This window comes from Epilithonimonas mollis, assembly GCF_900142325.1.
Taxonomy (GTDB): Bacteria; Bacteroidota; Bacteroidia; order Flavobacteriales; family Weeksellaceae; genus Epilithonimonas; species Epilithonimonas mollis.
The window spans coordinates 1586656-1605396 of the sequence record NZ_FRAM01000001.1 but is presented as its reverse complement, the minus strand read 5'-3'; the positions used below and the strand labels follow the sequence as shown (position 1 = coordinate 1605396).

The window sequence follows — 18741 nt, the reverse complement described above, 5'->3', positions numbered from 1 at the left end:
TTAAAAAAGTTTAAAGTTTACCGCCTGCTGCTTTATAATATTGCAAGGCTTTTGGCATATCGGCATTCAGATCTGCAATTCTGTTAGCCGGATTCGGGTGGGTAGATAAAAATTCAGGCGGTCTGTTTCCTGTAGAAGACGCTTCCATTCTTTGCCAGAAAGATGTAGCCGTTCTTGGATCATATCCGGCCATTGCCATCAGATAAAGTCCCATTTCATCGGCTTCTGATTCCTGTTTTCTCCCATAAGCCATCAAACCTACCTGTGCACCGATTGGATAAACTTTTTCAAAAACTCCTGCCCACTGGCTGTTGGACATTGTTCCGCCCAGAAGACTTCCGCCGTACTGAGCAAGCATTGCCTGAGATATTCTTTCGTTTCCGTGACCTGCAAGAGCATGTGATACTTCGTGCCCCATCACTACCGCAACCCCATTATCATCTTTACAGACTGGCATTATGCCTGTATAGAAAGCAACTTTTCCACCAGGCATACACCAGGCATTAAGCTGGCTGTCCTGTATGAGATTAAATTCCCAGTTGTATCCTGATAAGGCCGATTCTCTGCCAATGCTTTTGTAATAAGCATAAGCTGCATTTTTGATCTTTCCACCAACATTTTTTATACGATTGGCATCTGTAGTTCCGGTAATTACTTTTGCTTTTGAAAGCGTGGATCTGTATTCTGAAGCAGCAGCAGTAGCAATTTCCGAATTGTTTGCTATCTGCACAGATGATCTGCCGGTAATGGGGTTGGTAACACAAGCCATCAGGCCTAATCCAACAAGGGCATAAGAAGAAATTTTAAGGATTTTCATCGTTTATTTTAATATTTAATTGTGTTTTACAAGTTTTATTCCAAAAAATTATTCTTTATTCAGAAAAGCATCCCAGCCTTGTGCCGTAAGCGGAATCAGCTGGTTTGATCCTCTTGCGACCAGGACATTGTCAGTTGGATTATCGGTTGTATGACCAATGATTGTAAAGTCCGGATGATTTTTAATCTTCTCAAAATCTGAAGGAGAAATTGTGAAAAGAAGTTCATAATCTTCACCACCGTTCAGGGCTGCCATTGCCGGATTGAGGTTCAGTTCGTCCGCAGTATGAATTGTCGATTCATCCATCGGCAATTTTTCTTCATACACATGGAATCCGACTCTCGACTGATCGGAAAGGTGAAGAATCTCCGAAGCCAATCCGTCAGAAATATCGATCATAGAAGTCGGGAGAATATCCAGTTCGGCTAATTTTGCTTTGATATCTGTTCTCGCTTCAGGCTTCAACTGTCGTTCCAGGATGTAATCATAACCTTCCATTTCCGGCTGCATATTCGGATTTGCCAAATATACTGCGTGTTCTCTTTCCAGAATCTGAAGTCCGAGATAAGCTCCTCCCAAATCTCCGGTTACGACTAGCAGGTCGTTTGCTTTTGCGCCGCTCCTTTTGACGATTTTTTCTTCATTTTCAAGACCGATTGCAGTTACACTTAGCACCAGTCCGGCGTTGGAACTTGTTGTGTCACCGCCAATTAAGTCAACTTTATATCTGTTGCACGCCAGGGCAATTCCGGCATATATCTCTTCCAGAGCTTCTACAGGAAAACGATTGGAAACTGCAACGGAAACCAAAATCTGTGTTGGCATTGCGTTCATCGCAGCAATATCACTGAGGTTTACCACAACGGCTTTATAACCCAAATGTTTCAAAGGAACATAACCCAAATTGAAATGAATACCTTCTGCCAGCATATCGGTAGAAATTACAACTTTTTGATTTTCAGGATCAATCATTGCAGCGTCGTCGCCAATGGAAATTTTGGTTGATTTCTGAATTATCGGAAAATGTTCCGTCAAATGCTTTATCAGCCCAAACTCTCCGAGCTTAGAAATCGGGGTCAGTTCCTGAGATTTATCTTCTAACATAATTTTTTTTAGATAATTAATTGATTAGGGATTAAAAAGCTTCACAATGCTTTATTTGATACCTTCTGAAAATATTGAGGCATCGACGTTGTCTGGACGGAACGGCAGTGTTTTCAGGAAATCCCTGGAAATAGTCTGCACATTCTCAGATTTAAATGCGTTCATGACCTCCATAATATCTTCTGGCGGCGTTGTTGTTTTTCTTAACATAACATCGATCCAGACACCAGTCGCTTCCGCTGTTGCACAGTGGGTTCCGTCTGGCAAATAGAATTTGTGAACAAACTGGTAGATAGAACCGTCCTCTGACAAAGCAGCAACTTCCAGACCCACAAAAACCGTCTGATCTGCATAGATTTCTTTAAAGAAAGAATAACGCTCATGCAGCATAACAGGTCCAACGCCCCAGCGGTTGAGCTGTGTCAGTCCGATTTTGTTTTTGTTAAGAAAAGCCATTCTTGTTTGTGAGCAGTAGTCAACATAGGTCGAATTGCCAAGGTGACGGTTGGCATCGATATCACTCCATCGCACTTCAAATTTATGATAATATACAGACATTCTTTTGATTTTAAGATTCTTCAAAATTAACCATTTGAGGTGGATATTAAAAATGTAATTTTGCAACGATGAATTCTCAAAAAAGAAAAATTATAATCATTGGAGGTGGCGCTGCGGGAATTTTCACAGCGGCGAATCTCGACGAAAAGAAATTTGACGTCATTATTCTCGAGCAAAATTCGGATGTTTTGCAAAAAGTAAAAATATCCGGAGGCGGAAGGTGCAATGTGACACATGCCTGCTTCGATCCCAGAGAACTGGTACAATTCTACCCGAGAGGAAACCGTGAATTGTTGAGCGTTTTCACAAAATTCCAGCCCGGGGATACAATGGATTGGTTCGAGTCCAGAAATGTCCCGCTGAAAATCGAAAAAGACAATCGGGTATTCCCGGTTTCGGACTCTTCGCAAAGCATTATTAATGCAATGACCATCGAAGTAATTCGTAAAAATTTTGAAATAAAAACCCAGGTTTCAGTTTCGGAGATCATAAAACAAAAGGATAATTATTTAATAAAAACCAAACAAGGCGACTTTTCCGGAGATATCATTATCTATGCAACAGGTAGCTCCCCAAAATCTCTTAGGATTATTGAAAATCTGGGGCATACAATCGTTGAACCGGTTCCTTCTTTGTTTACTTTTAATATCAAGGATGATCTGTTGAAAGACATTCCCGGGACTAGTTTTGGGAATGCAGAGATCAGAATCCCAGGTTTGAAAACCGAAGAATCCGGCCCATTATTGATTACACACTGGGGACTTTCCGGACCAGCCGTTTTGAAAATTTCTGCCTGGGAAGCGAGAAAGCTTGCACAATTAAAATATCAGTTTGATATCGAGGTCAATTTTATTTCGATGCCGATAGCAGAAGTTGAAAAACAATTCAAGGATTTTAAAAACAGCCATCCCAAAAGAACAGTTGGGCAGTCAAAAATCTTCGATGTGACTAACCGGTTTTGGAACAGGATTCTGGAGGTCAACAGGATTGATCCGGAAAAACAGATTGCAAATCTCTCCGGAAAGGAGATGAATCATATCTTTGATTATCTTTGTCAGAAGAAGCTGAAAGTTACAGGTAAATCGACTTTCAAAGATGAGTTTGTAACAGCAGGAGGCGTAGATTTAAAAGAAATTAATTTTAAAAAAATGAGTTCTAAAATTTTACCTGATTTTTATATGGCTGGTGAAGTTCTTGATATAGACGCTATTACGGGAGGTTTTAATTTCCAGGCTTGCTGGAGCGAAGCCTGGCTGATCGCTCAAGATATTAATATAAAATGATGAAATATTTTATTAAATTTGAAACCATATTTAATTATATCATAAAATAATGAAACTATTTAAAAAAATACTTTGGATTTTAGCGATTCCAATGATATTGATGTCTTGTCACACCAGAGTTGTCACACCTAATAAACCGATGACCGACAATTCACTGGACTTGTATAAAAAGTATACTGTCGTTACCAAAGATGCAAAAGTTCAGAAATTAGAAATTGTAAAGTTGGATGCAACGAAAATCTACGGGAAAAACAAGACTGGAGAAATGGTAGAAATCGAGAAAAGTGAAGTCCGGGAAATCAAAAAACCGGATATCCTGTCTTCCGTTATTATCGGTTTGGCTGCTGTTGCCGCAGTGGTTTTTATTCCGATTTAATTTTTGTGATTAAAAATAAAATCACACATCCGGCGAAATAACAGATAATATCCAGCCAACTGAATGAGTTGCCCAGGACAATCATCATCAATTGATTGTGCTTGAAACCGAGAACTTCGGCAAAGTGAAAGTACTGGGCAAATTCTATCAGACAGGAAAAGATTAAAATTCCGATAATCAGCTTTGCCGAATGGATGTCGAAGAATGCTTTGATAAAATAATATATCAGGATCACAACGAGAACATCGCCCAGATAAGTTCTTACAAAAAAGCAATCTTTGAGTTTTGTTGCGATAAGAACTTCGGTAAAGAAAATGGCAATTGCGATCAGAAAGTTTTTATAATCGAATTTAAAATTGATTTTCACGATATAGTTTTTCATAATAACAAAAAAATCGGAATAATTATATTTCAATTATATTTCAATTATATTTCAATTATATTTCAATTATATTTCAATTATATTTCAATTATATTTCAATTATATTTCAATTATATTTTATAAATATCTTTGAAAAAATTTTTAACTATGAAAAAAGTACTACTATTATTTCTCTTACTTTTCAGCATTCCAGTTTTTTCTCAAGAAAAATCTAATCAAGAAACAAAAGACATTATTTATGATAAAACTGATGTAGCTGCAGAATATGAGGGAGGAATTAATAAATTTAGAGAAGGCTTTCAAAAAAACTTTGACCCCAAAAATAGTTTTAAAGGGACTGGAACTTATCAGACACTTATCACATTTATAGTTGATGAGAATGGTATAATAAGTCAAGTGTTTGCAACAGGTAAGAATGATTCTTTTAATAACCTAGCTATTAATGCGATAAAGAAAATTAAAGGAAAATGGACTCCTGGTATGGTAAATGGTCAGCCAGTTAAAAGCCGATTTAAATTCCCTATGACAATGAATTTTATGAACTGATTTACATTTCAGATTTCGGTTCAATTTTTGAAAAAGAAATGCTAACCAAATCTTATTGTTATGAAAAAGTTATTATTAATCAGTTCAATCGCATTGCTAGCCGCCAGTTGTGTTCCCGACAAAGAGAAAAGGGATAAGAGAAAAGAGGACCACAGCGCAGAACATATGAGGAATAAAGGTGTGGATTCTGCGGCGATTTCTTCTGAGAAAAATGTTGATACAGTCAGCGTAAAATAATTACCGCCCAATCATTTTTTTAATCGAGTTCAGCTTCATCAAAGCTTCAATCGGTGTCAAAGTATTGATGTCGATTTTCGTCAATTCTTCTCGGATATTTTCCAAAACCGGGTCATCCAATTGGAAAAATGAAAGCTGAAGATTTTCTTCTGTCACACGTTTTATTTTTTCACCGGAATCCTGAGTTGTTCTTGTTGATTCGAGTGTTTTCAGGATTTCATTAGCGCGGTTTACAACTTTTGAAGGCATCCCTGCCAACTTCGCAACGTGGATACCAAAACTGTGTTCGCTTCCGCCGGAAATCAGTTTTCTGAGGAAAATAATATTGTCTTTCGCTTCCTGAATGGAAACGTGAAAATTCTTGATTCTTTCGAAATTCACAGACATTTCGTTCAGTTCATGATAATGTGTTGCGAATAAAGTTTTCGGTTGTGTCGGATGTTGATGAAGGTATTCCGCAATCGCCCAGGCAATGGAAACCCCGTCGTAAGTGGAAGTTCCACGGCCGATTTCATCCAGCAAAATCAAACTTCTGTCGGAGATATTATTAAGGATATTTGCGGCTTCATTCATTTCTACCATAAAAGTAGATTCGCCAGCAGACAAATTATCGGTCGCGCCAACTCTTGTAAAAATCTTGTCGAGAGTTCCAATCTCGGCGTGTTTTGCAGGAACAAAACTTCCGATCTGTGCCAGCAAAGAAATAATTGCCGTCTGTCTCAGGATTGCGGATTTACCCGCCATATTCGGGCCAGTAACCATTATGATTTGTTGGGAATCTCTGTCCAGAAAAACATCATTCGGGATGTACGATTCGCCAAGCGGAAGCGATTTTTCGATGATTGGATGTCGGCCTTCCTGAATGTCAATCGAGAAAGAATCGTTCAAAATCGGTTTTGTATAATTATCTTCAACAGACAATTCTGACAATCCAACAGCGCAATCCAGTTCGCCAATCAATTTCGAATTTTCCTGCAATTGGTCAATGTAAATCAGAACATTGTCACAGATATTTCTGTAAAGTTCCAATTCTAATTTTCCGATTTTTTCTTCTGCGCCAAGAATCTGATTTTCATATTCTTTCAGTTCTTCCGTGATGTAACGTTCCGCATTCACCAAAGTCTGCTTTCTGATCCAGTCTTCCGGAACTTTGTCTTTATGCGTATTTCTGACCTCGATATAATAGCCAAAAACACCGTTGAAATCGATTTTCAAACTTGTGATTCCGGTTCGTTCGATTTCGCGCTGACACATTTCATCCAGAAATCCCCGGCCTTTATTTTGAAGATTTCTCAGATGGTCCAATTCCTCTGAAATTCCTTCTCGGATGACATTTCCTTTGTTGATGTTCACAGGAAGGTCGTCATTCAGATGCTCATTAATCAGAGTAATTAATTCCTCGAGATTAATGAAAGGGTCGATCCAGGCTAAAACATCGGGGAAATCCAGGAGCTTTTTTCTGATTTCATTAATGTTAATGATGCTTTGACGGAGATAACCTAATTCTTTCGGTGAAATCTTTTCTGCCGCTAATTTTCCAATCAATCTATCCAGATCTGAGATACTTTTCAGCAAATCTTTGATATCGTATTTTAAAGAATCTTCGTTGTTCAAAAACTCAATTAGGTTCAATCTTCTGTTGATGTCATTGATGTTTTTTAAGGGCAAAATCAATCGCCTTCTCAATAATCTTCCGCCCATGGGCGTACAGGTTTTGTCGATGATATCAAGCAGCGATTTACCTTGCTGACCGGCAGAATAAACTATTTCTAGATTTCTTAGCGTGAAACCATCCATCATCAGATAATCATCCTGCGGAATCACCTGGATCCTTGTAATGTGTTGCAACAATGCGTGATGTGTATCCTCAACCAAATAAGCGAAAATGGCTCCGGCAGCAGTGATTCCCAATTTAGAATCCTCGATTCCAAAACCCTTCAGAGATTGCGTTTTGAAATGAGAAGTCAGTTTTTCGTAAGCGTAAGGATATCGGAAAGCCCAGTCTTCCAGCTTGAAAACATTTTTATTTTTCAGCTGACTAGGAATCTCGGAAGTTCTCTGATAAATAATTTCGCTCGGGTCAAATGTGTGAACGATGTGAAGTAACTTTTCCAAATTCCCTTCACTTACGAGAAATTCTCCGGTAGAAACGTCCACCAGAGCCATCCCGAATTTCTCTTTTTCTTTATGAAGAGAAAGCAGAAAGTTATTTTTCTTTGAACTTAAAACCTGGTCATTGAAAGTGACGCCCGGCGTAATCAATTCTGTCACACCACGTTTTACAATTCCTTTGACGGTTTTCGGATCTTCCAGCTGATCACAAATAGCGACACGCATTCCAGCTCTCACCAATTTTGGTAAATAAGAATCTACAGAATGGTGCGGGAATCCAGCGAGTTCAATATGACCGTCACCATTGGCTCTTTTGGTCAGAACAATGCCGAGAATCTGTGATGTTTTTATCGCATCCTGCCCAAAAGTTTCGTAGAAATCTCCCACACGAAACAACAAAAGCGCATCTGGGTATTTCCCTTTGATGGTGTTGTATTGTGTCATTAACGGAGTTTCTTTCTTAGCCAATTGTCTGAATTTTTGAAGCGCTAAATTACGAAATTAATTCAGAGAATTGTGCTTAAACAAAGTGAATGCCTTGGCTGTCACACAATAGGATTTATCTTTGCCGTTTAAAATTTATACCAATAGTTCAGAAATACGATTTATCTGATTATATTTCAAAAGAAAATCGGAAATAATCCGTTTAATGTTTAAATTTAGCCAATGAAAAAATATCTTTATCTCCTGATCATACCATTTTCTCTTACCAATTGCTACACATACAAAACCAATTCAGAAATTGATGCCAAAAAACAAGACAGGCGGGAAACGCAAGTCAAACAGGATAATCAGCTGGAAGAAGGTGCAGCTATTGATAATCAGACTGGTATACAATCAGCTCCGAGCACAAAAATCAGCCGGAATTCTAAAGTAGTGAAAAATAAGATACCTCAAGCGACGAATATCACTGAACAGCTGGAACCCAATAAATTCTATAAAATTGATGTAGCCGACAGAAGCTATAAAATCCAGGTGGATAAATGGGAAAGTGACTCATTGGTTGCCCACGTCATCCATAAGCCAAAAAAAATCCTGAAGTTTCACAGAAATCAGATCAATCAGTCAACTATCGCTGAAAGACGTTTCTCACAACCTGTAGCTGATATTCTGACAGTTGTAGCTTATACGGGAATTGGTGTTGGAATATGGGCACTTGTCCGGTAAGTAAATTCATTTTTTCAACTGATGATATAATTCAAGTTTTTTGAAAGCTTAATCTTGCTAATTTTGTAAGAGTGAAAAAGATCGTTTTAACTTTTATTGCTCTACTGATCTTCTTAGCCAGTTTTCAAAGATCGCTGGTTTATTTGGATTATCAATTTAACAAAACTTTCTACGAAATAAACTGTATTAATAAAAGCGTTCCCAATCTTGGATGTCATGGAAAATGCCAGGCAAAACTGGAAAGTGAAAAACAAAAATCCACGATCAGTTCTTCCAATCTGGGATTTGAAATCCAGCTTATGCTGGTTGCCGGGTTATCTTTAGTAATGGAGAAAATATCGATTTTTTATCAGAATCCTTTTCCTTTTTTTAACTCCAAATCCTTAACAGGGTTTTACTTAGTTCTTCTAAAACCGCCTCAGATTTAGATTTTTTTAAGATGTGTAATTTATTTATTGTGATTTTTCATTAAGTCACAAGTTATCTTTTTATTTCAAATTTCTATGAAATCTATATCTAAAATTAAACAAATAATTTTTGTAAATATAGCTGTTGTATTGGGAAGCAATATTCTAATGGCTCAAACGGACAGCATCTATTATCCAATAGAAAAAGTAATTATCAATAAACAATTCTCGTCTAAAACTAAGAATATCCAAACGCAGTCTGCCGACTGGCTGAATCATGATGCCGGAAGCTTCCTCACTTCGGTTCCGGAATTTTCCGGGGTAAGAAAGTCCGGGAATTATTCTACAGATCCTGTCTTTCGCGGGTTCAAATATGAACAGCTCAATATCATTGCAGATGGTTCGCAAAATGCCATACAGGCTTGCCCCGGCAGAATGGATCCTCCTATTTCTCAGATCAATATGAATCAAATTGAAAAAGTAGAGATCTATAAAGGGCCTTATTTTTTCAGATATGGCAGTTCGGTTGGGGCGACGGTAAATTTTGTAAGTTTCAAACCGGAATTTTCCGGGTCGTTTAAAATAAAAGGTAGATTTTCTACGGCTTATGAAAGTAACGGTAATGTGTTGCGGAATGAAGTTTTGGCAAATCTCAGCACCAAAAAAATCACGTCTCAGTTTTTTGGTGCTTATCAGCAAGGAGAAGATTATAAAGATGGAAACGGCAACAAGGTTCCTGCAGAGTTTGAGCGTTATAACTTTGGAAACAAAACCATTTATGCCTGGAATTCAAATCATTATACCATATTCCAGATCAATGCCAATCAAGGTCGCAACACGGATTTCCCGGCTTTAACTATGAAAATGCTTTATGACAAAACGTGGATGTTTCAGTTGATGCATCATTCCGAATTTCAAAATTCTCTGCTGAAGGAATTTAATTTCAGTTCTTATTCCTCCACAGTTCATCATTCTATGGGCACGGAAAACCGGTCTATGGTTTCGGATGTTTCTTCCGGAACTTATGGTTTGAGAGGCGAGCTGAAATTTGAAAAAGGCAAACATCTTTTATACACAGGTCTGGATTATAAAAATGAAAGAGCTAAAAACACGGCTCTTACTATGACAATGATGGGCGGAATGACAATGATGCGGGACGGAACCAGCTGGCAGGATTCAAAAATTTCCCAGGTTGGATGGTTCAATGAGTATCAGTATGCCTGGGACAGATTCAGACTGAGAATTTCTTACAGAATGGATTACAATACTGCAGATGCAGCCGAGACATCTTCTGTCTTTAAGAAGCTTTATGGCAAGACAAATTCTGACAATTTGAATAATAACATCAGTGCAGGCTTTGAAAAACGAATCGGGAAACAGTCACAAATCTCTCTCTGGATTGGCCGAGCTCAAAGAAGCGCAAGCCTTACAGAAAGATTTATCAACAGATTTCCTGTGGGAAATGATTCTTACGACTATCTCGGGAATCCACTTTTGAAGCCGGAGACCAATAATCAGGCGGATCTGATTTATACTTTCGGGAATAATAAAAAACTCTATTTTCAGGTTAATGTGTTTTACTCATTATTAGAAAATTATATTTCAGGCGTACTGAGAACAGATATTATCACGGGCTCGATAATGATGCCTGTAGCAATCCGTCAGTTTCAAAATATTGATGAGGCTTTTAAAACAGGATTCGAAAGTCAGATGAACTGGCAGATTTCTAAGATTCTGCGTTCAGAACTGGCGGTTGCCTATACTTATGCTGAAGACAAATCTACCAAAAACCCTTTGCCGGAGATCGCACCTTTGGATTTAAGATGGAACCTGAAGGCAGATTTCAATCCGTTTTTTGCAGTCATCAGCTACAGATTTGCAGGAAAGCAAGATAGGATCAATCCCAGTTTTTCAGAAATGAGAACACCGGATTTCTCTCTGGTTGATTTGCATTTTGGATATAAACTTCAAAACTTTGGCAGATTTGGGATAGATATCAATAATCTTTTCAACAGATCTTATTCGGAATATCTCAACAGGAGGCTGATGAATAATAATTTGCAAAGAATTCTGATGCCTGGAAGAAATATAGGAGTTACCTATTCTTACGAATTTTGATCGAGCTTAGAAGCCGCAAAGCTATAGTTAATCGTGACTTCGCGGCTTTTTTTTATAAGGAAATCAATCGTTTGTTTAAAATTAAATCGGGATCATAAATAATATCAGTTAAAAATTATTTATAGTTAATCCAAATAGCCTCATATTTGTACCGAAAAGCTAAAACCAAATAACATTAAAATAAAAGTTTGAAAAAATTCTACCAAAATGAAGGTTGAGCAAATATACACAGGCTGTCTGGCACAAGGCGCATATTATATCACTTCTGAAAACGAAGCAGCAATTATTGACCCGCTAAGAGAAGTGAAACCCTATCTCGACCGTTTGGAGAAAGATCAGGTGAAACTGAAATATATTTTCGAAACCCATTTTCACGCAGATTTTGTGTCGGGACATCTGGATTTATCCAAGAAAACAGATGCTTTGATTGTTTACGGACCAACAGCTCAGCCTGAGTTTGAAGCGATTATTGCGGAAGATGGTCAGATTTTTGAGATAGGAAAAATTAAGATCAAAGTGCTTCACACGCCCGGGCACACTTTGGAAAGTTCAACTTTTCTTCTTATGGATGAAGATGGAAAAGAAACGGCGATTTTCTCTGGGGACACTTTATTTTTGGGTGATGTCGGAAGGCCGGATCTGGCTCAGAAAGCTGGTGAAATTACCGAAAAAGATTTGGCAGGAATGTTATATGAAAGCCTGCAAAGTAAGATTTTACCTTTGGATGACTCCATTACGGTTTATCCGGCTCACGGTGCAGGTTCTGCTTGTGGAAAGAATATGCAGAAAGAAACCGTTGATACTTTAGGTAATCAGAAAAGAACCAATTACGCACTGAATCAGCCAGATAAAGAATCTTTTATTACCGAAGTTCTTGACGGATTAACGGCACCTCCAAAATATTTCGGGATGAATGTCGCAATGAACAAAGGCGGTTACGAAAGTTTTGACCAGGTTCTGAAAAAAGGAAATCATCCTTTGTCAGTAGAAGATTTTGAAATAGCAGCAGAAGAAACCGGAGCTTTGATACTGGATACAAGAAGCGCTGCGATTTTTCACAAAGGTTTTGTACCGAATTCTATCAACATCGGTATTAAAGGTGATTTTGCGCCTTGGGTGGGTGCGATGATTGTAGATGTTCAGCAACCGATTCTTTTGGTTTCTGATGAAGGAACCGAAGAAGAAGTGATCACCAGACTGAGCAGAGTAGGATTTGATAATGTCATAGGATTTTTGGAAGGAGGTTTCGAAGCCTGGAAAAATTCTGGCAAGGAGACAGACGAAATAAAAAGAATCACTGCAGAAGAATTCGGTGAAGAATTTACTGAAAATGTAAAAGTTATCGACGTTAGGAAAGAAACGGAATACGAAGCAGAACACATCAATGAAGCTTACAGTAAGCCTCTGGCTTATATCAATGATTGGGTAAATTCCGTGGATAACTCTGAACATTTTTACATCCATTGCGCCGGTGGTTACAGAAGTATGATTGCGGCAAGTATTTTGCAGGCAAGAGGCTATAGGAATTTTACTGAGATTGATGGTGGATTCAATGCGATTAAGAATACAGAAAAATTCCCGTTGAGCAATTTTGTCTGCCAGACTAAAACTTTGTAAATCTAACTTATAATATAATGTCACAAAAATTTAAGGAACTCATACAATCCGAACGTCCTGTTCTGGTGGATTTTTTTGCCACCTGGTGTCAGCCGTGCAAAGTGCAGTCTTCTGTTTTGAATTCTGTAAAAGAGCAGGTTGGTGAAAAAGCGAGAATTGTAAAAATTGATATTGACCAATTTCCGTCGATTGCAGCTGATAACGGTGTCCGCGGTGTTCCGACTTTAGCGATTTTCAAAAACGGAGAATTGCTTTGGAAAGAAAGCGGCGTTCACGATGTGAATTCTTTGGTGGGGTTGTTGGAGCAGTATTCTAATTGATTGAATTAGAATTTTGTATTGTGTGTTTTACTTCAATCACATTTAAATCATTTTTCATTCTACCATTTTGAATGTTAAGATGATTAAAAATAGTAAATAAACTATTATCTAAATCTAAAATGTCAAATTGGTACTTTCCCTTTTTAGAAAGATAGGTATGATATTTTCTGAAGTAAATTCTAAAACTTACCTCTTGAGAATTCTGACATCGATAATATTTGGCTTCATCAAAATTTAAGTCTATTAACAATTGATTTATTCTCTTTAAAAATTTTTCTTCATTTATCTTATCCATAAAACAGGCTAATTCAAGTCCGAACGTATTATAAGAAAAAAAGATTTTGGGTTCGATGTATTTATATCCATCTTTATAAACCTCACAAACGTTTTTAAATATTATTTCTGATTGAGAAAAATCAAAATCATTTGTTAATTCAAAAACATATTTTTCTAATATATTTTCAATTTTAATAATCAATTGAAAATCATAATCAAAAAATGTCCATTCAAAGATTTCAATTTTTAAAATGCCATTATTATCTTTTAAAATAGTGAGATTTGTATCTTTATATATTTTAAAAAGCTCATTTACTTCTTCAAGGAATTTTTGTTCCGAATCTTTGATTTTAACTGTACATTTAATTTCAGGAGGAGTGCTTCCAATACCACCAATTGCACTAGTAAAACTAAAGTAGTTTAAACAGTAAGTTTCTTTTGGAAAATCGTAAGACCAAGTTTTTCCTATAGCTATTTTATACGGAATAGGATTCTTCATAGATTTAAAGCTTAATTTCAAACTCATCCTTTTCATTCAAAAAAGGAAATTTATTTCTAAACTCTTTCAATTCATCCAAATTCCATTCCGTGATGATGAGGTTTTTATCTCTTTCGGAAGTTTCTCTTCCGTCAGGGAAATAGACTAATGAACTTTCTTCATACTCCAGGTTATAACCATCTGTTCCAATCCGGTTTAATCCAAACAAAAATGCTTGATTTTCAATTGAACGTGCTTTTAATAGAGATTTCCAAGCTTCAACTCTGGACTTTGGCCAATTCGCAACATATAAAACGGCATCATAATCATTCTGGTTTCTTGAAAAAACAGGAAACCGCAAATCAAAACAAACCTGCAAAAGAATTTTAAATCCTTTATAAACAATGACTTTTCGCTCTGTTCCGGCCGTATAGATTTTATCTTCCCCTGAGTAAGAAAACAAATGTCTTTTGTCGTAATATTCGAAACTGCCGTCAGGAAAAACAAAATAAAACCGGTTATAGAATTTTCCATTTTCTTCCACGGAAACACTTCCTGCAACTGCTGAATTTTTGTTTTTAGCAAAGGATTTCATCCAAGCCAAAGTTTCTAGATTTCTGTCGGCAACTTCTTCAGCTTCCATACAAAATCCTGTTGGAAACATCTCCGGTAAAAGAAATAAATCAGCTTCAAGGAAACGAAAAGCTTCTTCAATTTTTTTGAAATTCTCTTCTTTGTTTTTCCATGAAATGTCCAGATTTAGGCCTGCAATTTTAAGTGTTGACATACTTCAGAACTTTACTGCAATTTATCATTTTAATCGTCCTAATCATAATAAAGTCTTAATAAAAATCGTTCGGAAAATGAGTCTTTACGTTAAAATATCCTAAAAATTCGTTAAAAAGAATCTTTGTAACCTTCTGAAAATGATTATTCTATAATTTTGCACCACTAATACAAAAATAAATTTTATAATTAATGAAGAAATTCCCCCTATTGCTGTGCTTAGTCTATTTGATAACCACTTCTTTTTATCCGGCAAGTTCTGAGAACAAAAATTCTGAGACCAAGCATACGATAAGAGAAATCAAGCTAAGCCCGAAACAGAATTTCTCATCAAATCCAGCAGAAGAAATCTATAAACAGCTTCAGTTTACGGAAGAAACATTGAATTTTGAAGTCTTTGAAAAAGCATTTTTAGGATTCCAAAATTTGAAAAAATCCGGAAAGCTGGAACCGTCGGCCAAGTTGCTTTCGGTTTGTGATTTTAGTTTGTCTTCTAACAAAAAAAGACTTTGGGTTCTGGATCTGGATGAGAAAAAAGTATTGTTTAACACATTGGTTGCTCACGGAAAAGGAACCGGTGAAGAGTTTGCTATGAATTTTTCCAACACGGAAGATTCTCACCAGTCGAGCCTCGGGTTTTATGTTACAGAGCAGGCTTACAATGGTGACAATGGTTATTCTATGAGGCTGTTCGGGATGGACAGAGGTTATAATGACAATGCTCTGGAACGGTGTATTGTGATGCACGGTGCCAACTATGTGAGCGAGGATTTTATCAGATCCGAAAAAAGATTAGGAAGAAGCTGGGGTTGCCCTGCTGTTCCGAGAGAGCTTGCACAGCCGATTATCAATACGATAAAAGACCGGACATGTCTTTTTATTTACTATCCGGATCAGAATTACCTTTCCGGTTCTCAATGGCTGAAAAATCCGGAACAGAAGAATCAAATTCTGGATTCGCCGGAACAAAAAATGGCGACTAACTGAAATTAGAAATTAATAAAAAAGAATATCCTTTCATAAATTATGGAGGGATTTTTTATGAATCGGATTCAACTAAAACAATGAAAATGTGTATTTTTGTTCTGATTATTTTGCAATTATTAAAATGTTGTATGGTAATCGATTCAAAAATAACAATAACCTGAAATCTATAACTATGAAAAAAAATGCTCTTATTTTGACGTTAATTACAGTTTCAACATTAGTTTCCTGCAAGAAAAATGAAAGCAGAAAGTCTACTTCAGAATCTTATTCTTCAGAAACAACCGTTACGGATGAGAACGGCAAAATCGACAGTGTTACGACAACTTCTATGGTAAAGACAATCGGCGGCAAAAAAACCGAATCCTATTCTTTTCCCTATAAAGCTGCTGATGGCGGCCGTATGAAAGCTACTTTCATCAACAATGGAAAATCAAAAACAATTACTTTGGAGTCTAATAATAATAAGTTTGTACTGGACTTTAGAAAGAAAACTTCAGAAGGCGAATTCTATGAAAGAAATACAATTTCCGCCGAAACGAAAGGTGATTCACTTTTGATTTCTCAGGATAATAAAGTGATACATTTGGCAAGAGTGAAATAAAAACTGGGGATTTAAAAATATAATTAAATCCCCAGTTTTTTTCTTATTTCCGATTATTTAACGATTATACTCGATCAAAATATCGTCCTCATCGTTGTGGTTAAAATATTTTGTAGGAAATCCATTAGCATTATAAGAAAAGTTACTGTTCAGTTCTTGTGTATAATTGGCTGTCTCTTGTGTCTGACCGTTTTCTGTGGTAATTTGTTTATAGGTATATTTTAAAAGATTATTGGCCTGAGTGTCTGCAATCACTGGCGCTGCGTCTAACTCGCTGGTTATTATTTTTGAAAAGCCTTCAACATTTTTTAAAGGAAAACTATTAGAATCATAGGTATAGCTGCGACTTTCTTCCATTTCATAACCTGTACTTTTAAAATATCGGATTGTTTTTGTAATATTTCCGTTGGATAAAAAAACGTCGGTGTAAGCAGTTGTGTTGGGTGGGAGATATCTGTTGTTCTGAATTCTCACCTGATTGTCATTGATCCAGGTGTAATTGAAAATCAAATCACTACCACCATCATGGTATTTTCTTGTCAGAGTTTTAATTCTGTTCTTTTCGTAATCTATTTTTATCGTTGCATTTAGTGAATTTTTTTCGTCAAAATAATTGACCGTAGTAATCAAATTTCCAGAATAAAAGTATTCTAATTTGTCACCTGAACTTGAAATGATTGACTTAATTTTATTTCCATCATATTGATACGTTCGTGTAAAAATAGAATTGTTGAAAAATCTTAATTTGTGAATGATTTTTGTAGGTAAAATACTAGTATCTATTTCTCCATCATCACTTGTAGAACAGCTTATTAGTAAAACAATAAATAAAGAGTAAAAAAGTAGTTTTTTCATAGTTATTTAATTTTATTCAAAAATAAAAAAATCCCAACGATTAAGTTGGGATTTTCATTATATAAAATTATTTTCTTAGATCTTAGAAAGCAAAGTCCTGAAATTCACTTTCTCATCAATAATCCGTCTCAGCTCAGAAACAGGAACTCTTTCCTGCTCCATTGTATCTCTGTATCTCAGAGTTACGGTGTTGTCATTCAAAGAATCGTGGTCAACAGTGATACAGAAAGGTGTTCCAATCGCATCCTGTCTTCTGTAACGTTTTCCGATGCTGTCTTTCTCTTCAAAAATCACATTGAAATCGAACTTCAGATCATTGAAAATCTTATCAGCAAATGCAGGTAAACCGTCTTTTTTAACTAACGGAAGAATCGCCGCTTTTACAGGAGCCAAAGCTGGCGGTAAACTTAAAACAGTTCTTTCTGAACCATCTTCCAAAACTTCATCTTTCAGTGAGTTAGAGAAAATTGCCAAAAACAATCTGTCAAGACCAACCGAAGTTTCTACAACGTAAGGCACATAATTCTCATTTCTTTCCGGGTCAAAATACTGGATCTTTCTACCGGAGAATTTCTCGTGCGCCGAAAGGTCAAAATCTGTTCTAGAGTGGATGCCTTCCAATTCTTTGAAACCAAAAGGGAAATTAAACTCGATATCAGCCGCAGCATTTGCATAATGCGCCAATTTTTCGTGGTCGTGAAAACGATAGTTTTCTGCGCCCAAACCAAGAGCCAAATGCCAGTTAAGACGTGTTTTTTTCCAGTTTTCATAGAATTCCAGCTCAGTTCCCGGCGGAACAAAATATTGCATTTCCATTTGTTCAAATTCTCTCATTCGGAAAATAAACTGTCTCGCAACTATTTCATTTCTAAAGGCTTTACCAATCTGAGCAATCCCGAAAGGCAGTTTATGACGAGAAGTTTTCTGAACATTCAGGTAATTCACAAAAATACCCTGAGCGGTTTCAGGTCTTAAGTAAAGGTCTGTTGCAGAATCCGCAGAAGCGCCCAATTTCGTCCCGAACATCAGGTTGAACTGTCTCACTTCCGTCCAGTTTTTAGAACCTGTGTCAGGATCGGCAATTTCCAATTCTTCAATCAGAGCTTTTACATCCGCAAGGTCTTCTTTTTCAAGAGATTTTGCCAGCCTGGAAAGAATTGTCGCTCTTTTTTCGCGGTATTCCAATATTTTTGGATTGGTAGCCTCAAACTGAGCTTTGTCAAAAGCATCACCAAAACGCTTGGCGGCTTTTTCTATTTCTTTATTTTCCTTGTCTTCTATTTTGGCGCAATAATCCTCCACCAAAACATCCGCACGGAAACGTTTTTTAGAATCTTTGTTGTCGATCAACGGGTCATTGAAAGCATCTACGTGTCCGGAAGCTTTCCAGATTGTAGGATGCATAAAAATGGCAGAATCAATCCCAACGATATTTTCGTTCAGCTGAACCATCGCTTTCCACCAGTATTGTTTGATGTTATTTTTCAGCTCCGCACCGTTCTGTCCATAATCGTAGATTGCAGAAAGTCCGTCATAGATCTCGCTGGAAGGAAAAATAAAACCATATTCTTTAGCGTGGGAAACCACTTTTTTGAAAACATCTTCTTGCTTTGCCATATTTAGTTTAATTGATGTGCAAAAATAAGAATTTTACAGCAAATTTTTCGTATTCAATTGTATAAGATTGCTTTTGCTCATTTAGTTTCTCAAAAGC

The 18741-nt window shown here is 36.8% G+C and carries 20 protein-coding genes; 11 read left to right on the top strand and 9 right to left on the bottom strand.

The genetic code is table 11. The annotated features are described in order from the left end of the window. Positions 1-10 precede the first annotated feature (10 nt). Genes BUA97_RS07265 through BUA97_RS07255 form a run of 3 tightly spaced genes read right to left on the bottom strand, consistent with a single transcriptional unit; the run spans position 11 to position 2479 of the window. Positions 11-817: a M48 family metallopeptidase gene (locus tag BUA97_RS07265; RefSeq protein ID WP_072997130.1), complete on the bottom strand. Its 807-nt coding sequence runs from the start codon at positions 815-817 to the stop codon at positions 11-13. 48 nt (positions 818-865) lie between these two features. Beyond that, a complete protein-coding gene (gene thiL / locus BUA97_RS07260) occupies positions 866-1921 on the bottom strand; it encodes a thiamine-phosphate kinase (protein ID WP_072997129.1) in 1056 nt (351 codons plus the stop codon). Between the two features lie 51 nt (positions 1922-1972). Beyond that, positions 1973-2479, bottom strand: a complete 507-nt coding sequence (locus BUA97_RS07255) for an acyl-CoA thioesterase (RefSeq protein ID WP_072997237.1) — start codon at positions 2477-2479, stop codon at positions 1973-1975. A gap of 68 nt (positions 2480-2547) precedes the next feature. Between BUA97_RS07255 and BUA97_RS07250 the strand changes: the two genes are divergently transcribed. Both BUA97_RS07250 and BUA97_RS07245 read left to right on the top strand, forming a co-directional pair. Beyond that, a complete protein-coding gene (locus BUA97_RS07250; protein ID WP_072997128.1) occupies positions 2548-3762 on the top strand; it encodes a BaiN/RdsA family NAD(P)/FAD-dependent oxidoreductase in 1215 nt (404 codons plus the stop codon). 49 nt (positions 3763-3811) lie between these two features. Beyond that, entirely contained in the window at positions 3812-4138 is a 327-nt protein-coding gene (locus BUA97_RS07245; RefSeq protein WP_072997127.1) for a bacteriophage spanin2 family protein, read from the top strand. Here BUA97_RS07245 and BUA97_RS07240 read toward each other — a convergent pair. Then, a complete protein-coding gene (locus BUA97_RS07240; RefSeq protein WP_072997126.1) occupies positions 4125-4520 on the bottom strand; it encodes a ribosomal maturation YjgA family protein in 396 nt (131 codons plus the stop codon). The genes BUA97_RS07245 and BUA97_RS07240 overlap by 14 nt on opposite strands. A 147-nt stretch (positions 4521-4667) precedes the next feature. Here BUA97_RS07240 and BUA97_RS07235 point away from each other — a divergent pair, with 147 nt between their 5' ends. After that, a complete protein-coding gene (locus tag BUA97_RS07235; RefSeq protein WP_072997125.1) occupies positions 4668-5066 on the top strand; it encodes an energy transducer TonB in 399 nt (132 codons plus the stop codon). 60 nt (positions 5067-5126) lie between these two features. Then, positions 5127-5303, top strand: coding sequence for a hypothetical protein (locus BUA97_RS17125; protein ID WP_175546178.1), 177 nt, complete (start codon positions 5127-5129; stop codon positions 5301-5303). On the opposite strand, the gene mutS is transcribed toward BUA97_RS17125, so the two are convergent. Beyond that, a complete protein-coding gene (mutS, locus tag BUA97_RS07230; RefSeq protein WP_072997124.1) occupies positions 5304-7859 on the bottom strand; it encodes a DNA mismatch repair protein MutS in 2556 nt (851 codons plus the stop codon). Positions 7860-8081: 222 nt separating this feature from the next. On the opposite strand from mutS, the gene BUA97_RS07225 reads away from it, so the two are divergent. From BUA97_RS07225 to BUA97_RS07205, 5 genes are all read left to right on the top strand, one after another. After that, positions 8082-8582: a hypothetical protein gene (locus BUA97_RS07225; RefSeq protein ID WP_072997123.1), complete on the top strand. Its 501-nt coding sequence runs from the start codon at positions 8082-8084 to the stop codon at positions 8580-8582. A 71-nt stretch (positions 8583-8653) separates the two neighbouring features. Further along, positions 8654-9010, top strand: coding sequence for a hypothetical protein (locus BUA97_RS07220; protein WP_072997122.1), 357 nt, complete (start codon positions 8654-8656; stop codon positions 9008-9010). A gap of 75 nt (positions 9011-9085) precedes the next feature. Then, positions 9086-11107 carry a TonB-dependent receptor domain-containing protein gene (locus tag BUA97_RS07215; RefSeq protein WP_084081270.1) on the top strand — a complete coding sequence of 674 codons (2022 nt, stop codon included), beginning with the start codon at positions 9086-9088 and terminating at the stop codon, positions 11105-11107. Between the two features lie 207 nt (positions 11108-11314). Further along, positions 11315-12724: an MBL fold metallo-hydrolase gene (locus BUA97_RS07210; RefSeq protein WP_072997121.1), complete on the top strand. Its 1410-nt coding sequence runs from the start codon at positions 11315-11317 to the stop codon at positions 12722-12724. Positions 12725-12741: 17 nt separating this feature from the next. Next, the gene (locus tag BUA97_RS07205; protein WP_072997120.1) at positions 12742-13044 is read left to right on the top strand and encodes a thioredoxin family protein; all 303 of its coding nucleotides are present in this window, start codon (positions 12742-12744) and stop codon (positions 13042-13044) included. Here the strand turns inward: BUA97_RS07205 and BUA97_RS07200 are convergent. Further along, a complete protein-coding gene (locus tag BUA97_RS07200) occupies positions 13037-13819 on the bottom strand; it encodes a hypothetical protein (RefSeq protein ID WP_139258254.1) in 783 nt (260 codons plus the stop codon). The two genes, BUA97_RS07205 and BUA97_RS07200, sit on opposite strands and share 8 nt — an antisense overlap. 4 nt (positions 13820-13823) lie before the next feature. Continuing rightward, the gene (locus BUA97_RS07195) at positions 13824-14585 is read right to left on the bottom strand and encodes a nitrilase-related carbon-nitrogen hydrolase (RefSeq protein WP_072997118.1); all 762 of its coding nucleotides are present in this window, start codon (positions 14583-14585) and stop codon (positions 13824-13826) included. A gap of 191 nt (positions 14586-14776) precedes the next feature. On the opposite strand from BUA97_RS07195, the gene BUA97_RS07190 reads away from it, so the two are divergent. Both BUA97_RS07190 and BUA97_RS07185 read left to right on the top strand, forming a co-directional pair. Then, positions 14777-15571: a murein L,D-transpeptidase catalytic domain family protein gene (locus BUA97_RS07190; protein WP_072997117.1), complete on the top strand. Its 795-nt coding sequence runs from the start codon at positions 14777-14779 to the stop codon at positions 15569-15571. Between the two features lie 172 nt (positions 15572-15743). After that, positions 15744-16172: a hypothetical protein gene (locus BUA97_RS07185; protein WP_072997235.1), complete on the top strand. Its 429-nt coding sequence runs from the start codon at positions 15744-15746 to the stop codon at positions 16170-16172. Positions 16173-16229: 57 nt separating this feature from the next. Here BUA97_RS07185 and BUA97_RS07180 read toward each other — a convergent pair whose 3' ends face one another. Both BUA97_RS07180 and BUA97_RS07175 read right to left on the bottom strand, forming a co-directional pair. Continuing rightward, positions 16230-17027 carry a hypothetical protein gene (locus BUA97_RS07180; RefSeq protein ID WP_072997116.1) on the bottom strand — a complete coding sequence of 266 codons (798 nt, stop codon included), beginning with the start codon at positions 17025-17027 and terminating at the stop codon, positions 16230-16232. Between the two features lie 75 nt (positions 17028-17102). Then, positions 17103-18644, bottom strand: coding sequence for a glycine--tRNA ligase (locus tag BUA97_RS07175; protein WP_072997115.1), 1542 nt, complete (start codon positions 18642-18644; stop codon positions 17103-17105). Positions 18645-18741 lie beyond the last annotated feature (97 nt).

Bases quoted from the DNA above. Each gene is read 5' to 3' on its own strand.
- BUA97_RS07265 (WP_072997130.1), bottom strand. From the start codon at position 817: ATGAAAATCCTTAAAATTTCTTCTTATGCCCTTGTTGGATTAGGCCTG.
- thiL (WP_072997129.1), bottom strand. From the start codon at position 1,921: ATGTTAGAAGATAAATCTCAGGAACTGACCCCGATTTCTAAGCTCGGA.
- BUA97_RS07255 (WP_072997237.1), bottom strand. From the start codon at position 2,479: ATGTCTGTATATTATCATAAATTTGAAGTGCGATGGAGTGATATCGAT.
- BUA97_RS07250 (WP_072997128.1), top strand. From the start codon at position 2,548: ATGAATTCTCAAAAAAGAAAAATTATAATCATTGGAGGTGGCGCTGCG.
- BUA97_RS07245 (WP_072997127.1), top strand. From the start codon at position 3,812: ATGAAACTATTTAAAAAAATACTTTGGATTTTAGCGATTCCAATGATA.
- BUA97_RS07240 (WP_072997126.1), bottom strand. From the start codon at position 4,520: ATGAAAAACTATATCGTGAAAATCAATTTTAAATTCGATTATAAAAAC.
- BUA97_RS07235 (WP_072997125.1), top strand. From the start codon at position 4,668: ATGAAAAAAGTACTACTATTATTTCTCTTACTTTTCAGCATTCCAGTT.
- BUA97_RS17125 (WP_175546178.1), top strand. From the start codon at position 5,127: ATGAAAAAGTTATTATTAATCAGTTCAATCGCATTGCTAGCCGCCAGT.
- mutS (WP_072997124.1), bottom strand. From the start codon at position 7,859: ATGACACAATACAACACCATCAAAGGGAAATACCCAGATGCGCTTTTG.
- BUA97_RS07225 (WP_072997123.1), top strand. From the start codon at position 8,082: ATGAAAAAATATCTTTATCTCCTGATCATACCATTTTCTCTTACCAAT.
- BUA97_RS07215 (WP_084081270.1), top strand. From the start codon at position 9,086: ATGAAATCTATATCTAAAATTAAACAAATAATTTTTGTAAATATAGCT.
- BUA97_RS07210 (WP_072997121.1), top strand. From the start codon at position 11,315: ATGAAGGTTGAGCAAATATACACAGGCTGTCTGGCACAAGGCGCATAT.
- BUA97_RS07205 (WP_072997120.1), top strand. From the start codon at position 12,742: ATGTCACAAAAATTTAAGGAACTCATACAATCCGAACGTCCTGTTCTG.
- BUA97_RS07200 (WP_139258254.1), bottom strand. From the start codon at position 13,819: ATGAAGAATCCTATTCCGTATAAAATAGCTATAGGAAAAACTTGGTCT.
- BUA97_RS07195 (WP_072997118.1), bottom strand. From the start codon at position 14,585: ATGTCAACACTTAAAATTGCAGGCCTAAATCTGGACATTTCATGGAAA.
- BUA97_RS07190 (WP_072997117.1), top strand. From the start codon at position 14,777: ATGAAGAAATTCCCCCTATTGCTGTGCTTAGTCTATTTGATAACCACT.
- BUA97_RS07185 (WP_072997235.1), top strand. From the start codon at position 15,744: ATGAAAAAAAATGCTCTTATTTTGACGTTAATTACAGTTTCAACATTA.
- BUA97_RS07180 (WP_072997116.1), bottom strand. From the start codon at position 17,027: ATGAAAAAACTACTTTTTTACTCTTTATTTATTGTTTTACTAATAAGC.
- BUA97_RS07175 (WP_072997115.1), bottom strand. From the start codon at position 18,644: ATGGCAAAGCAAGAAGATGTTTTCAAAAAAGTGGTTTCCCACGCTAAA.